The organism is Paraburkholderia flagellata (assembly GCF_021390645.1).
GTDB lineage: Bacteria > Pseudomonadota > Gammaproteobacteria > Burkholderiales > Burkholderiaceae > Paraburkholderia > Paraburkholderia flagellata.
Map to the genome: position 1 here is coordinate 224,118 of NZ_JAJEJT010000006.1, position 14,824 is coordinate 238,941.

Genomic DNA, 14,824 nt, shown 5'->3' on the forward strand with positions numbered 1-14,824 from the left:
ATTTTTCCAACATAGTTTGCCGACTTGCCGACATGAAGTGACAGTCGGCATCTCCACCGATTCGCGCCCGTGCCGGCGTGATAGTTCGAGTGGTTCAGAGACTGCGTGGCCCAAACCCCGAATACGAACGCAATTGGCTGATCTGTGGCTGCGCAAGATAGCCGGCCTTGACCAAAGGGAGTTCGCCCAGGAGTTGTCGTAGGCCGTTTTCGTCATCTGCTTCCGAAATCATGCAGGCTCCACCCTCTGCCCTCAGCCATATCTGCCGAACTACTCCGGAGGCGTAAAGCCGGCGGACAAACTCAGCCTCCGCTTCGACCTCTTCTTTATGAAGGGACATGGACGATGCGTTTTCGGAACGGGAAATCATCACGAGGTATTGCATGTTGCTCTCCTGGGTGTGGCACTGCGATCAGGTGGGTGGTTTCGTACGAGCGATACGAACAACACCGGAACTCAGCGCTGGGTTAAATGAATCGCGCCGCTTCGGCACTATTGCATATGCTTTTCATAGTAACAAGATTTTTCCGCTCATGTAAACCCATCAAAAACCCCGCTCAGTTTGCAGATAAATCCGTAAGTGTCTTATGGGTTTCACGCTTAACTTGACGCTATGAAATTCATATATACAATGCACTAGCAAAGGGGACCCACCTTTAGCTGAACCGCTGCCGCTGCCTGCACGCGTGTCCGCATGAGGGGTGACCCTTCTCAAGTCACCGTTTTGGTGTCAGCCACTCCTGGAGAAACGCAATGAGCCACTTCGTCTATGAGGCCCGGTCAACCGCACTGCTATTTGTCGACCCGTATAACGACTTCCTGGCTGAAGAAGGCAAAGTCTGGCCCTTCGTCAAGGACGTCGCTGAAGAAGTCGGACTGCTGGATAACCTGCGACTGATCAATGCAGCCGTGCGAAGTGCGGGTATCCAGGTGGTCTACGTACCGCATCGCCGATGGCAGGTGGGCGACTATGAAAGCTGGAGTCATCCGAGCCCGAGTCAGCGCAAGATCATGGGCGGCCATCACTTCGCCAAAGGCGAGTGGGGTGGCGAGTGGCACCCCGATTTCGCGCCGCAATCGGGCGATATCGTGGCACTCGAACACTGGGGCTCAAGCGGTTTTGCCAATACCGATCTCGACTTCCAGCTCAAGCAGCATCGCATCACGCACGTGGTGATCGTGGGTCTGCTGGCGAACACCTGCATAGAGGCGACGGCGCGATATGCAACGGAGCTTGGTTACCACGTTACGCTCGTGAAGGACGCAACGGCCGCTCTCAAGCCGGAATCGATGCACGCAGCGCATGAACTGAACGGGCCAACCTACGCGCACAGTATCGTGAGCACCCGCGAGTTCCTTGACGCATTGCCCAAAGCCTGGGCACGCCTTGCCCTGTAAGTTGTTCGCGTGCATGGTGTGTATCGCTTTCCCATTCCATGCCCGCCAGTCCTTCTGGACTCCGGCGATACCGCGAATCCGGCGCAATTCTGCCCCCTACCTTAGCAAAGGCACCCATGGTTTCCCCGCGCCAGGTCTTTCTGATGGCTCTTTGCTGCGCGCTCGCAGTCTCGCCCATCTACTACCACCAGCCGCTGCTGCCGCAAATCGCATCAACGTTTGCTGTGGCGTCGCCGCGTGGGAGCCTCATTGCCACGCTCACCCAGCTAGGCTATGCAATGGGGCTGCTAGTCTTCGTCCCGCTCGCCGACGGTGCCCAACCACGCACGCTGGCTTCGCGAGCGATCATCGCGAACGCAGTGGCGCTGGTCGCCTGCGCAGCGGCACCGTCCTTCTTCGCGCTGGCCCTATGCAGCTTCCTGGTTGGCATGACGTCGATCTCGGCGCAAATCATCATCCCCGCGGTCTCGGGGATGGCTACGCCCGAGACGCGCGGACGCGTGGTCGGTTCCCTGCTGGGTGGGCTCTCCTCCGGCGTTCTGCTGGCACGCACGCTGAGCGGCATCGTCGGCGCGCTTTGGGGCTGGCGCTCGATATTCGTGATCGCTTCCGCCATCGACATCGTGCTTCTGTTTGTCATCAGGGAACTGCCTGTGTCGAGCTCACTCGCGACGATCCGCTATCGTGAGTTGGTGCACTCGCTCGCTGGCCTCGTCCGTCAGGAACGGCTGCTACGCCTCTCCGCGTCGATGGGGTTTCTCGTATTCGCCGCCTTCAGCGCGCTCTGGGCAACCCTCGCGGTGCTGCTCGAACGCCCGCCCTACCATTACGGCCCCGCCACTATTGGCGTATTTGGGCTGATCGGGCTAGTCGGTCTGTCGGTTTCGGCACAGCTGGGCGCCATCGTCGACCGCGCCGGCGCGCGCCGTGTCGCGACCGCGGGTGCGCTCACGGTTGCCATCGCGTTCGCGTTTATTGCAGCGGGCGGACACAGTCTGTCGTGGTTGATCGTCGGCATGGTGTTGCTAGATCTGGGCAATCGCGCCGGCTTCATCGCCAACCAGGCGCGGATCTATGCGCTGCGTCCCGAAGCCCGCAGCCGCCTGAATACCGTCTTCATGGTTTCGTACTTTCTTGGTGGCGCATTTGGTGCGGCACTCGGCGGCGCGGGGGCCCTGCGCGCAGCCTGGCTCGGCCTCTCCGCGATCGGCGCCTTGCTCGCGCTCGCCGCCGTTGTTGTCAATACGTTCGCATACGCGCCATCCAGTTCAGCCGTCGCTGACAGGCACGCATGACGCGAGCACCCGAAAGAATCACTCCCGTTTGGCGATTGCTGAATAGCTCTGGCTATCGGGAACCATTTATTCAGGAGAATCAAATGACCTTCAAAGCACTGTTAGCGACGAAACCGCGCGACGCGATCTCGACTCGCATCGTCAATATGCGCGAGCAAGACCTCATGCCCGGCGACGTTACCGTTGCGGTTGAATATTCGACTGTAAACTTCAAGGACGCGCTCGCCATCACCGGACGCGCGGAGATCATCCGCGAGTTTCCGTTGGTCGCGGGCATCGACCTGGCTGGCACAGTTGAGGCATCCACGTATCCCGGCATCTCTGCCGGCGACCGTGTCGTCCTCAACGGTTGGGATCTCAGCCAGAACCATCACGGCGGATTCGCGCAAAAGGCGCGCGTGAAGGGCGAGTGGCTCGTCAAACTTCCAGAGGTTTTTTCTACGCGCGACGCGATGGCGATTGGCACGGCCGGATACACGGCCATGCTTGCGGTGTTGGCGCTGGAACATGGCGGCCTGTCGCCACAACGCGGCGATGTTCTCGTGACAGGCGCCAACGGAGGGGTCGGCTCGATCGCAATTGCCGTTCTGTCTGGCCTCGGCTATCGCGTCGTCGCATCAACCGGACGCCCCGCAGAAGCCGACTATCTGTATAGCCTCGGCGCGGCGGAAGTGATCGACCGGCAAGCGCTCTCGGAGCCCGGTGCGCCGCTCGCCCCGGAACGTTGGGCGGGTGCGGTGGACTCCGTGGGACATCACACGCTGGCAAACGTGTTGGCCCAGACACAGTACCGCGGCGTTGTCGCCGCCTGCGGCCTCGCACAGGGCTCAGGCCTCCCCGGTTCGGTCATGCCCTTCATTCGCCGTAACGTGACCCTCGCGGGCATCGATTCCGTCAATGCTCCGCGGTCAGTGCGCATCGAAGCCTGGGCGCGGCTCGCGCGCGATCTCGACTTAAGCAAACTCGGCCGCGCGGCGAAGGTAGTCGGACTCGCTGACGTTCCCGCTGTCGCGGGCCAGATACTGGAAGGCAAGATTCAGGGTCGCACTGTCGTAGATGTCAATGCGTAGCCGCTTTTGCCCCGGCAACACCCCCTGAATTCTGGAGTTCATCATGGCTGCTGTTCCTTCCACGCCCCACAAGCGCGAAGCGTCGTCGCTCGATGCCCGGGCGCTGTTCGCAGCATTCGCCGGCCTCTGCGGCAGTCTGGTCGCCGTTGGTCTTGCACGCTTTGCCTATACGCCGCTCATTCCCTCGATGATCCAGGCGCACTGGTTCAGTTCCTCGCAGACTGTCGCGCTCGGAGCGGCAAATTTCGCCGGCTACCTGATCGGTGCGATGGCGGGACGGCCGCTCGCTGCGAAGCTGTCGAACCTGTCCGCCTTGCGGTTCCTGATGGTCGCAGTGACGATCGCTTTCTTCGCGTGTGCGTGGCCCGTTTCTGTGCCGTGGTTCTTCTTCTGGCGTCTGCTGTCGGGCTTTTCCGGTGGCGCGATCATGGTGCTCGTCGCGACATCGATCCTTCCGCACATTCCTGCGCCGCGCCGGGGCTTCGCGAGCGGGATGATCTTTCTCGGGCTGGGCCTCGGAGTTGCGGCATCGGGCACCTTGATCCCTCAACTCCTGGCGACCGGGCTGCGCGACACTTGGCTCGGCCTCGGTGTGCTTTCGCTCTCGCTCACTGCCTTGAGCTGGTTCGGGTGGCCGGCGACGAATCCACCCGCTGCGCAGGCCGCGTCAACACACAAGATTGAGCACGGCAGCCTCGCACTGCGTGTCCTGTACGCACAATACGCTGCAAACGCACTCGGCCTCGTACCTGTGATTGTGCTGCTCGTGGACTATATTGCGCGCGGCCTCGGCCGCGGCGCAGCAATGGGCGCAGACTACTGGGTGCTATACGGTCTCGCCGCCATCGCGGGGCCCATCATCTGCAGCAACCTGGGCGGCCGCTTCGGCTTTCGGACGGCCTGGCGCGCCGGGCTTGTACTACAGGCCATCGCGATCGTGGTACTCGCGAAGACGGGGAATCCCTATGTTCTCGCCGGCGCCACAGTGATCCTCGGCGTGTTCACGCCTGGAATCGTGCCAATCGTTCTTGGACGTATCAACGAGTTGGTACCTGACGACTTCCTCGCACAGCGCGCAGCGTGGAGCCGTGCGACCACGGCTTTTGCGCTCTTTCAGGCACTCGGCGGCTATGGCTATTCGTATCTGTTTTCTCGCCTTCACGACGACTACGCGCTCGTGTTCCTGTGCGGCGCAGGCGCACTGGCGCTAGCCTTCTTCGCAGACGTCTTGATGCGCGCGCCGCGCACGGAGCTGTCTGGACGATAGCCCGCTGCGCGCCAACTAGATCAAACAGATCTGGCCTTCGCGGCCCGATATGTCTCATGCCTTTTCTCGCGCTCTTTTGCGAATGTCGCACTTAAGGTTGCATCGAGGTCGCGGCGCTCCACATACTCGCCGCACGACGGACAGATGTAGTCGAGGCCGACCTCGTGCCCGCACACACGATGCGTAAACCGCACGGCGACTTCCTCGCCTTTGCTTTTGCACCAGGTTTCGCCCCACGTGCGAAGCGCCTGGATCACCGGGTAGTAAGCCCGACCTTTCTCTGTGAGACGGTACTCGTAGCGCAGCGGCCTTTCCTGATACGCGTGTCGCTCGACCATTCCGTCCGCTTCAAGCGACTTCAGGCGAGTCGCCAGCATCTGGGGCGTCGCCTCCGTCTGAATCTGGATTTCCTCAAATCGGGTCGCGCCCATGTACAGTTCGCGCAGCACGAGCGTCGTCCATTTGTCACCGACAACTTCGGTCGATCGCGCCACCGGGCACACCGTGGTCACTCCCTTCTCTCTGCGTTTCATTTCGCCTCCATCGTAACTACGGTTTTCATAGTATCACGGATTCTGTGTCGGCGCTGACGGAGGAAACTGGGACGAAAAATGCTTCCGATACCCTCGAGTTCTCTATGGAATTCATGTTTAATTTTACACTATGATTTTCATATATATAATGTCTTTACAAGGCATGGGAGTCCTCGACATCGCACGGAAGCTCCGCGCAACAGGGTGTCGGTTGTGCCGTGCCCCAACCCGAATCGCTTTCCGGAGAGCAACATGTCAGACCCCGTCTATCACGCCGAACACACCGGTCTTTTGCTGGTCGACCCGTACAACGACTTCCTGTCGCAGGGCGGCAAGATTTTTCCGATGATTGAAGCAGTCGCCAACGACGTTCGGCTCCTCGACAATTTGCGCGCAGCGGTGGGTGCCGCTCGCAAAGCTGGCATCCAGGTGTTCTATGTGCCGCATCGGCGCTGGCAGCCTGGCGATTACGAAGACTGGGATCATCCGAACCCAACGCAACGGGCCGTGCAAAAGCGCCAGTCTTTCGCAAAGGGGACGTGGGGCGGCGAATGGCACCCCGATTTTGTTCCGCAGGAAAACGACATCATCATCCACGAGCATTGGGCGCAAAGCGGTTTCGCCAACACGGACCTCGATTTCCAGCTCAAGCAGCACAAAATTTCACACGTCATTGTCGTTGGCCTGCTCGCAAACACCTGCATCGAATCCACCGCTCGATTCGCGATGGAACTCGGCTATCACGTGACGCTCGTACGCGACGCGACCGCCGCCTTCTCTCCGGAAATGATGCGAGCCGCCCACGAACTGAACGGCCCCACATTCGCCCACTCGATCGTCACGACGGCCGAATTGCTCACAGCAGTCCCGGCATAAGCGCCGGCCGACGATGACGGTCTCAAACGATCAATCCATTAGCAAATAGCCCTAAAGGACACGCACATGATTACCATCTGGGGACGTGCCAATTCGGTCAACGTCCAGAAGGTCCTGTGGCTTTGTGAGGAAATCTCCCTTCCCTACAACCGGATAGACGCCGGTCTGCAGTTCGGACACAACACCGAATCCGAATTCCTCGCGATGAATCCCATGGGCAAGGTCCCAACGCTCGTCGACGTTGATTTCGTACTTTGGGAATCGAACTCGATCCTGCGCTATCTCGTGATGCAGTACGGAGGACCCAGCGCACTTTATCCCGCCGATGCAAAGGCGCGGGCCAGCATCGACCGCTGGCTCGACTGGTCGCTCTCGACTTTGCAACCGGCCGAGCGGCCCGTATTCTGGGGAATCATCCGCACGCCCGAGGCCGAGCGCGACATCACCAAAATTGCCACTGACGTTGCGAAGGTCACGGAAGTCTGGAAAGTGCTCGACGCACAGCTGAAAGGTCGCAGTTTCATCGAAGGCGAGTCGTTCACCATTGCGGATATCGTGCTCGGCGCATTCGCGAGACGATGGTTTGGAATGCCGGGCATTGAACGTACCCGAATGCCCAATCTCGAACGTTGGTACACGCTGCTTGCTACGCGTTCGGGTTTCAACAAGCATGTTGATGTCGAACTGAGTTGAATCCGTGAAGACCGAACCGATCACGCTATATGCCTGGAACACGCCGAATGGCCGCAAGGTCAGCGTGGCGCTAGAGGAAATGGCGCTGCCGTACATCGTTCAGCCCGTGAATATCGCGAACCGCGAGCAGTTCGAGCCGGCGTTTCTCTCGATCAGCCCGAACAACAAGATTCCGGCCATCGTCGATCCAGATGGCCCCGATGGTCAGCCCATCAGCGTGTTCGAGTCGGGCGCGATCCTTCTCTATCTTGGCGAAAAGACTGGCCGTTTTCTCCCACGTGGTCTACGCGAGCGGGTCCCCGTGATCGAATGGCTGATGTGGCAGATGGGCGGGTTCGGGCCTATGCCCGGGCAGGTGCATCATTTCGCCGCCCTCGCTTCAGAAGACGATAAGCGCTACGGTCTCAAGCGCTTCTCGGACGAAACGCGCCGGCTTTATTCGGTGCTGAACAAAAGGCTCGCCGACCATGAGTACGTGGCCGGCGAGCTTTCGATCGCAGACTTTGCCATCGTTGGCTGGGCGTGGCGACACGAGCGACACAAGGTCGATCTGGCGGACTACCGAAACGTCAAGCGATGGTACGACGCGATGTTCGAGCGCCCCGCGGTGCGCCGCGGCTTCGAGGTCAAGCTTGACCAAAAGTAAACCATGAACCCCTGTCGCGTGCAGTGACGCATGCTGCCCGAACCGTCTGATGCGCGAGCAAAATATTTCAAGGAGCAACCCCATGAACGCAGATCCGATTTATCTGGAAGACCTCATGCCGGGAGCGGTATACACGAGTTCGGAGCACAGGCTCGACGTCGAACAGATACGCGGGTTCGCGCAAAGTTTCGACCCCCAACCCTTCCATCTCGATGAGGACGCGGCAAGCGAGGCCTTTTTTGCAGGGCTTGCGGCGAGTGGCTGGCACACAGCGGCGATCACGATGAAGCTGCTGGTAGAGAGTCTTCCGTTGGCAGGCGGTGTGATCGGTGCGGGGAGCGAGATCACGTGGCCGCGCCCGACCCGGCCTGACGATGTCCTGCATGTCGTTAGCACCATCGTGGAGATTTCGCCGTCGAGGTCGAAGCCGGACCGCGGAATCGTAACGGTGCAGAGCGACACGCTGAACCAGCATGACGAACTGTGTCAGCGATCTGTTGCCCGCCTTCTCGCGTTCAGACGTGGTTGACGCGTGCCGCGACCATACCTCATCTATCCGTCGCGAGGCAATCGGACTGCGCATATCGGTCAGTGGCCAGGCGCCGAGCCGAAAGCCGCCTGACGCGGTTAGCCCGTTCAAGGAGCGCGAGCGGTGAACAGTTCGAGGGACTCCTGCACGAATGCGCGAACCGCGGGTGAAAGCTCCCGCCTCCTGCTAGCCATTGCGAGATGACACGGATACTCGAAATCCGCGATCGACCGATAGCAGATTCCTGGCTGTGTAAAGTTACGCATCGATTCCGGGACGACAACCACGCCGTAACCGGCGGATGCGAGGCTGATGGCGGCGATGAAATCATGAACGCGATGTTCGAGAAGAGGGACAAAGCCTCCCGCTGCGCCCAGCGCCGTAAGCACCTCGCTGAATCCGCCGTCGTCATCATCGAAATGTGGGGCAATGAAATGCTGATCTTTCAGGTCCCTGACCGACACGTGCGCGCTCGCCGCCAGTGAGTGATCTTCGGCCATCGCGACCAAAAGACATTCGGTCTGCACAATCGTCGCCACGATGCCTGCCGGATGCTGGCGCCAGGGTCTCACGATACCCACGTCTATCTCGCCACTGGTGAGCGCTTCGAACTGACGTGGGGTCTCCATCGCCATGACCTCGATTCGAACGTCGCCGTGTGTGATCCGAAACTGACGCAGCATCCTCGAGAGCACGCCGCTGCTCACGCCGGATGCTACCGATCCGATCCGCACAACACCGGCGAGGCCTCTGGCCGCCAGCCGGCCGACCTGATCCGCACGCTCAATATGCCGTAGCGCGGCAACCGCTTCGGCGTGGAACAAACGCCCCGCATCGGTCAGCGTAACGGGCTGTCGCTTGTTCCGGTTCAGGAGGCGAACGCCGATCTCCTGCTCGAGACGCTGAATCTGGGAACTGAGCGCTGATTGCGCGACATCGAGTCGATCCGCTGCCTTGGCAAAGTGCAGATCCTCCACCACGGCTACGAAGTATCGCAGTTGACGTGCGTCGATCATTTAATCTCCACGAGCGAATAAACATTCGCGCATTGCTTCTGGATGATATCAAAGAAGAGGCATCAAATAGAGTCCTGAAACAACAGGAGGACAACATGGACGCACTGATCACCCACCCTGGTTCCATCACGCACCGGCAACCGCTTTTCCGCTTGTCGGCGCATCCCACCCATCACCGCATCATGAACGTGACGGTCGAGCCCAACGCGCTGGCCGGATTCCTCGCCGACGTACGGGCTATCGACGTTCAGAATCTCGAATATGTCCCGTTCATGCGCCATCACCTTGCTGATCTGCTGGTCGAGCGTCTCGGCGACGACTTCGCTGACATGCTCGTCGAACTGGTCAAGGACCGTCGGCACGGCGGTTTCACCATCGGCCTCGAGGACCTCTCGCAAGATCCTTCCGACTTCGTGAAGTTCGGTACGGCCATCGGTCATATCCTAGGACCGAGCAATCACGATGCGATGTCGGGAACGTACTACGCCCGCTTCGTGGTAAAGCACACCGACAACAGCGACTCGTATCTTCGACAGGCATACCGGCTGTTCACGATGCACACCGACGGTACGTACGTGAGCGATGCAACGGACTGGCTGTTGATGATGAAATTCGCAGAGCAAAACGCGGTCGGCGGTGAATCGCGCTTCCTGCATCTTGATGACTGGGAAGAGCGCGATCGCTTCGTCAATCACAAGCTCGGAACCCAGCCGTTCCTCTACAAGGGTTCAGGTTCCAAGAACGTCAACGAGCAGATCGAGCGGCCGCTGTTTTTTCAAAGCGAATTCGGTCTGTCGATCTCATTCATCGACCAGTTCGTTCAGCCCTCCAACCGCGAAGAAGCCGCGTTTCTCCGCGCACTATCGCAGTCGATGGAAGCGTCGGCGGGTACGCGGGAAGTGTCTTTGCCGGTCGGCGGTCTGGTGGTGCTGAACAACTTTTTCTACCTCCACGGGCGCGCACCGTTCCAGCCGAACGCAGCGCTGTTCCGCGAGTTGATGCGCCAGCGGGGCTCGTTTGCGTATTGACGCCGCCAGCTCTCCGGCGGTGTCGGCCACACCGGCCGCTGAGGGCTGGCGCAGCAATTCCGACGTAACTCAGTGGGACGATGAAATGAACGACTACGCAGAGTGTATGAATGTGCAGGGGACGACGCCCGTCGGGCGAATTGAACAAGCGGCTTACGGGGTCAAACAACATCTCCCCCGGCGACTGCGCAACATCCTCTCACTCGCGGACTTCGAGGAAGCGGCACGGCGCGTTCTGCCGCGTCCGCTCTTCGGCTATATTGCAGGTGCCGCAGAGGACGGCATGTCGATCGCTGCGAATCGTGCTGCGTTCGAACGCCTGAAGTTCAGCACGAGGGTGCTTGTCGACGTATCTCAGCGATCGCAGCAGACCACGATCTTCAACCATACCTACTCGTCCCCGTTCGGAATCGCGCCGGTCGGAATCAGTGCCATCTCGGCATATCGAGGCGACATCGCGTTCGCCACAGCGGCACAGGATGAAAATATCCCTGCGATCATGAGCGGCTCCTCGCTCATTCCGATGGAGACGGTCCATGCTGAGGCACCGGGCACCTGGTTCCAGGCCTACCTCCCCGGCGACGCCGCTCGCCGAGACGCCCTGATCGAGCGCGTCAAAGCCGCTGGCTTCTCCACGCTCGTCCTCACGGTCGATATTCCCGTCTGGGCGAATCGCGAAAACAACGTGCGCACAGGCTTCTCGCTACCGATGCGTCCGTCGCTGCGTCTCGCGATGGACGGCATTGCTCACCCGCGCTGGCTGCTCGGCACATTCGCCCGGACGCTGATCAACCACGGCATGCCCCACTTCGAGAACTCGTTCGCAACACGAGGTGCGCCAATGCTGTCCGCTTCGGCGATACGCGACACCACTGGACGCGACCATCTGTCATGGTCGGACATCGCAAGCATTCGTCAGCGTTGGAGCGGGAATCTGGTCATCAAAGGCATTCTTCACTCGGACGATGCACGGCGCGCCGTCGCGATTGGCGCGGACGGGATCATCGTGTCGAACCACGGAGGGCGTCAACTCGACGGTGCGGTCGAACCTCTGTCCGTGTTGCCACAAATTTGCGATGCCGTTGGAGACCAGACCGTCGTGATGATGGACAGCGGAATCCGGCGCGGGGGAGATGTTCTGAAGGCGCTCGCGCTCGGTGCGCAGTTCGTATTCGCTGGGCGCCCGTTCATGTATGCCGCCGCCGTGGGCGGCGGGCCGGGCGTTCGACATGCAATCGGACTTCTTAGGGACGAAGTCGACAGAAACATGGCGATGCTCGGTACGGTCGCGATTCGCGAGGTCGATCGCGCAATACTGGCCTGAACGACGCGTTTCGTACGAGTAGCGTTTGACCCTGCTGGTGTACGAAATCTGACTGCTTACAGATAAGGACTCCATATCTAGTGGACTTCAAGACACTACCCCCTCTGCCCATCCCGGGCGTTACATGGGAGGGACTGGCGTACGCAGTCCGGACTGCAGGCGCGTCGTTGATCGCGTTGTACATCGCGTTTTGCATGAACCTCGACGACCCGAAATGGGCTGCAATCACCGTGTGGGTCGTCGCCCAAAACAGTCGTGGCATGAGCGTGTCGAAGAGCCAGTACCGGATCTTCGGCACTGCACTGGGTGCGGTCGCATCACTCGTGCTCGTCGACCTGTTTGCGCAGACGCCAGAATTGTTCCTGTTGGGACTCGCTGGCTGGATTGGACTTTGCACCGGGTTGGCGACGGCACTGCGGAATTTTCGTGCATACGCTGCGGTACTGGCGGGCTATACGGCAGCGATCATCGGCCTGGATGCTGCTTCTGTGCCCCTTCACGCGTTCGATATTGCGCTCGCGCGCTTTGTCTATGTTGTCGTTGGCATTCTGGTCGACGCAACCCTGACTGCGATCCTCGCCCCCGGGGCGCCGCTACGAGATGTGCGCGAGCATTTTCATGCATATGTGGACAAGGCTTCGCAGTTCGGTGCACGCGCACTTCGCCGCGAGAATGATGGGGTCGCCATCCACAAGCTGTTTGCGGCCGCCCTCGAACTGGACACTGCGGCCGAATATGCTGCCGCTGCATCCGCGGAAGTCCGTCTCGCCATTGGTCATGTGCGAGCCGCAATCGTCGCAGTATTAACACAGCTCACCGCAATCCACGCACTGCGAGCGCAACTGATTCGTTCCCCCGATCTCCAGATTGATCTTGTCGATGAAACGGCAATGCTGCTGGCTGGCGACAATACCGATTCTTCCACTGCAAAGTCCAGAATTGCCTCTCTGAAGTCAAGAATCAGGCACGCTCTTGTTTTGGAAGTATCCGGCCCGAGCGATTCACGGACTAGCATGCTGTTCATTCTTGACCGGCTAACCATGCTTCTCACAGCATGGGAGGAGGTTATTGCACGCAAATCATATCTGGATCAGGTAAATCCTCCGCGATCAACCGTGAAATTTGGCTTCCACCATGACCATGTGCTTGCCTGGCACAACGGGATGCGGGCGTTTTTCGCCGTGGTCGCCGCGTCCATCTTCTGGTTATTTAGTGCGTGGCCCTCGGGCGCGGGTTTCGTCGCCACAGTCGGGGTGGTAAGCGCGCTCTTCGCCACGCGTGCCAACTCCATCGCCGCCGCGATGGGATGGTTCAAGGGCGCATTCTTAGCAGCATTGGTAGGCATCCTGTGTAATTTTCTCTTGTTGCCGGCAGTGTCGGACTTCATTCCGCTGGCCTGTATTGCTGGTTTATTCACGATCGCTGCCGGTCTCGCTATGCGCAATCCTCGAACGGCATCGATCGGCAGCGGGTTTGCCCTGTTTTTCTGGAACTTCACTTCACCCAGCAACGTGGTACGCATTAGCGGTGCCGCGTTCCTGAACGACGCACTGTCCACCCTGCTGGCAATCGCGTGGGCCACGCTCGCTTTTTCGGTTTTGTTTCCCGCGGACCGTGCATCGAGTATCGCGCGGCTGCGTGGCGCGGTTCGGCGAGACCTCTCCGAGCTGGCCAGCAACCCGCAACGATGGCGCAGAGATGCCTGGCTTAGCTGCACTGCCGATCGCCTCGGCCGTCGCTTCGCCACGGAAGCCTCCAGCGCCAAGTCTGGATCAGGTGCGCAAGCCGACCTGCGTGAACTACTCGCAGGTTGGATGATTGGTGACAGCCTGCTCGCACTGCAAAAGGGTGCTTCGTCGCATCCGGGCTTGCACCGGCCCATGAGAGTCATCCGGGGAAGGCTGCGCAAGCTGGATTTCGCGCGCCTCGCAGCGGCTTGCGACAAACTCTCAGTGCAATTGCTGCGGCAGGCCTCGGTTCCTGCCGATCAGGCAAAACGCGAGCTTTTGGATGGCGCGGCACTTCTGCAAGCGATCGCCATTTCTGCAAAAGAGTATATGGACGCATCGAGCGGGCATGCCAATCCGGCATGAGTGACGTTGCCTGCACCATCCCGCACTGTGACATGCGGCGGGATAAAGGAAATATGATGGACACGATAAGCAACATGAGGATGTTTGTGCGCGTAGTTGAAGCTGGCAGCTTCACCGCAGCAGCCAACTCCGTGAATAAGTCAACAGGTCAGGTTTCACGTGCCGTCACTGAACTCGAAGCTCATCTGCAGACGCGCCTCCTGAACCGTTCGACTCGCCACGTCGGAGTAACGGACGCAGGTCAGCGCTACCTGGGCCATTGCTACCGGATTCTGGCTTTTGTGGACCAGGCGGAGGCGGAGGCATCGAATGCGCACTTGCTGCCGTCGGGGCGCCTGCGCGTACATGCCACTGCCAGTTTCGGTCAGCACTATGTGATGCCCGCAGTCCTGCGGTACCAGGAGCTGTTTCCACAGGTCTCCGTCGAATTGACGCTCTCACAGCACGTTCCCGACCTGATCGAAGAAGGCTACGACGTGTCGGTTCAACTGGGCGCGATTGAATTGCCGGACTCCGGTCTCGTGTCTGTCCCGGTTGCAAAGACCTGCAACATTTTGTGCGCGTCGCCTTCGTATCTCGCCCGGCATGGCATCCCTTCCACGGTGGCCGACCTCGCCGCTCACACCTGCATGCGCACCACTAGTCCGGCATTTCCGCAAAGCCGATGGAATCTGGATGGTCCTCATGGCACGGAAACCTTTGAGCTTCCTCCTTCGCCCTTTCAGGTCAACGTAGCGGAAGCCATGGCACTCGCATTGCGCGACGGGCGAGGCATTGGCGCACTGCCGCTATGGACTGCAATTCCGTGGCTGCGCAACGGCACGCTGCTGCGTGTACTGCCGACACATCGCATGAATGAGACCCACATCCGCGTGCTTTACGTGTCCCGCGAGTACCTGGATGCGAAGATCAGAAGCTGGGTGGATTTTCTGCGAGACTTCATTCCCCAAACACTCGATGACGGCGATACGGTGCCAGCCGCGTCCGTGATTGCTGACGCAGATTTGCCCATGTGACACAGGTCGCGCCGTTGGTGACGCACACGACACCGCCAGC

15 protein-coding genes are annotated in these 14,824 nt (G+C 59.9%); 12 read left to right on the forward strand and 3 right to left on the reverse strand.

Annotation, left to right across the window (positions count from 1 at the left end; translation table 11 throughout):
- Nucleotides 1–94: 94 nt before the first annotated feature.
- A complete protein-coding gene (locus L0U83_RS40420; protein ID WP_233890198.1) occupies nucleotides 95–385 on the reverse strand; it encodes a muconolactone Delta-isomerase family protein in 291 nt (96 codons plus the stop codon).
- Between the two features lie 368 nt (nucleotides 386–753).
- On the opposite strand from L0U83_RS40420, the gene L0U83_RS40425 reads away from it, so the two are divergent.
- From L0U83_RS40425 to L0U83_RS40440, 4 genes are all read left to right on the forward strand, one after another.
- Nucleotides 754–1,398 carry a cysteine hydrolase family protein gene (locus L0U83_RS40425; protein ID WP_233890199.1) on the forward strand — a complete coding sequence of 215 codons (645 nt, stop codon included), beginning with the start codon at nucleotides 754–756 and terminating at the stop codon, nucleotides 1,396–1,398.
- 116 nt (nucleotides 1,399–1,514) lie between these two features.
- Nucleotides 1,515–2,693, forward strand: a complete 1,179-nt coding sequence (locus L0U83_RS40430) for an MFS transporter (protein ID WP_233890200.1) — start codon at nucleotides 1,515–1,517, stop codon at nucleotides 2,691–2,693.
- Nucleotides 2,694–2,776: 83 nt separating this feature from the next.
- Entirely contained in the window at nucleotides 2,777–3,763 is a 987-nt protein-coding gene (acuI, locus tag L0U83_RS40435; protein WP_233890221.1) for an acrylyl-CoA reductase (NADPH), read from the forward strand.
- Nucleotides 3,764–3,806: 43 nt separating this feature from the next.
- Nucleotides 3,807–5,030 (forward strand): YbfB/YjiJ family MFS transporter, encoded by a 1,224-nt coding sequence (locus tag L0U83_RS40440; protein ID WP_233890201.1) that lies wholly within the window; start codon nucleotides 3,807–3,809, stop codon nucleotides 5,028–5,030.
- A 20-nt stretch (nucleotides 5,031–5,050) separates the two neighbouring features.
- Here L0U83_RS40440 and L0U83_RS40445 read toward each other — a convergent pair whose 3' ends face one another.
- Nucleotides 5,051–5,563 (reverse strand): winged helix-turn-helix transcriptional regulator, encoded by a 513-nt coding sequence (locus L0U83_RS40445; RefSeq protein WP_233890202.1) that lies wholly within the window; start codon nucleotides 5,561–5,563, stop codon nucleotides 5,051–5,053.
- A 252-nt stretch (nucleotides 5,564–5,815) separates the two neighbouring features.
- Between L0U83_RS40445 and L0U83_RS40450 the strand changes: the two genes are divergently transcribed.
- The 4 genes from L0U83_RS40450 (at nucleotide 5,816) to L0U83_RS40465 (ending at nucleotide 8,307) form a co-directional block, all read left to right on the forward strand.
- Entirely contained in the window at nucleotides 5,816–6,439 is a 624-nt protein-coding gene (locus L0U83_RS40450) for a cysteine hydrolase family protein (protein ID WP_233890203.1), read from the forward strand.
- A gap of 66 nt (nucleotides 6,440–6,505) precedes the next feature.
- A complete protein-coding gene (locus L0U83_RS40455) occupies nucleotides 6,506–7,132 on the forward strand; it encodes a glutathione S-transferase family protein (protein WP_233890204.1) in 627 nt (208 codons plus the stop codon).
- 4 nt (nucleotides 7,133–7,136) lie between these two features.
- Entirely contained in the window at nucleotides 7,137–7,778 is a 642-nt protein-coding gene (locus L0U83_RS40460) for a glutathione S-transferase family protein (protein ID WP_233890205.1), read from the forward strand.
- 82 nt (nucleotides 7,779–7,860) lie between these two features.
- Nucleotides 7,861–8,307, forward strand: a complete 447-nt coding sequence (locus tag L0U83_RS40465; protein WP_233890206.1) for a MaoC family dehydratase — start codon at nucleotides 7,861–7,863, stop codon at nucleotides 8,305–8,307.
- Between the two features lie 107 nt (nucleotides 8,308–8,414).
- Here the strand turns inward: L0U83_RS40465 and L0U83_RS40470 are convergent, their stop codons facing one another.
- On the reverse strand, nucleotides 8,415–9,323 hold the full coding sequence (locus L0U83_RS40470; protein WP_233890207.1) for a LysR family transcriptional regulator: 909 nt from the start codon (nucleotides 9,321–9,323) through the stop codon (nucleotides 8,415–8,417).
- Between the two features lie 95 nt (nucleotides 9,324–9,418).
- On the opposite strand from L0U83_RS40470, the gene glaH reads away from it, so the two are divergent.
- The 4 genes from glaH (at nucleotide 9,419) to L0U83_RS40490 (ending at nucleotide 14,784) form a co-directional block, all read left to right on the forward strand.
- Complete coding sequence (gene glaH / locus L0U83_RS40475) at nucleotides 9,419–10,351, forward strand: glutarate dioxygenase GlaH (protein ID WP_233890208.1); 933 nt, start codon at nucleotides 9,419–9,421, stop codon at nucleotides 10,349–10,351.
- A gap of 106 nt (nucleotides 10,352–10,457) precedes the next feature.
- Nucleotides 10,458–11,675 carry an alpha-hydroxy acid oxidase gene (locus L0U83_RS40480; RefSeq protein WP_373321212.1) on the forward strand — a complete coding sequence of 406 codons (1,218 nt, stop codon included), beginning with the start codon at nucleotides 10,458–10,460 and terminating at the stop codon, nucleotides 11,673–11,675.
- Nucleotides 11,676–11,755: 80 nt separating this feature from the next.
- The gene (locus L0U83_RS40485; RefSeq protein ID WP_373321209.1) at nucleotides 11,756–13,768 is read left to right on the forward strand and encodes an FUSC family protein; all 2,013 of its coding nucleotides are present in this window, start codon (nucleotides 11,756–11,758) and stop codon (nucleotides 13,766–13,768) included.
- Between the two features lie 56 nt (nucleotides 13,769–13,824).
- Nucleotides 13,825–14,784: a LysR family transcriptional regulator gene (locus tag L0U83_RS40490; RefSeq protein ID WP_233890222.1), complete on the forward strand. Its 960-nt coding sequence runs from the start codon at nucleotides 13,825–13,827 to the stop codon at nucleotides 14,782–14,784.
- Nucleotides 14,785–14,824: the final 40 nt, after the last annotated feature.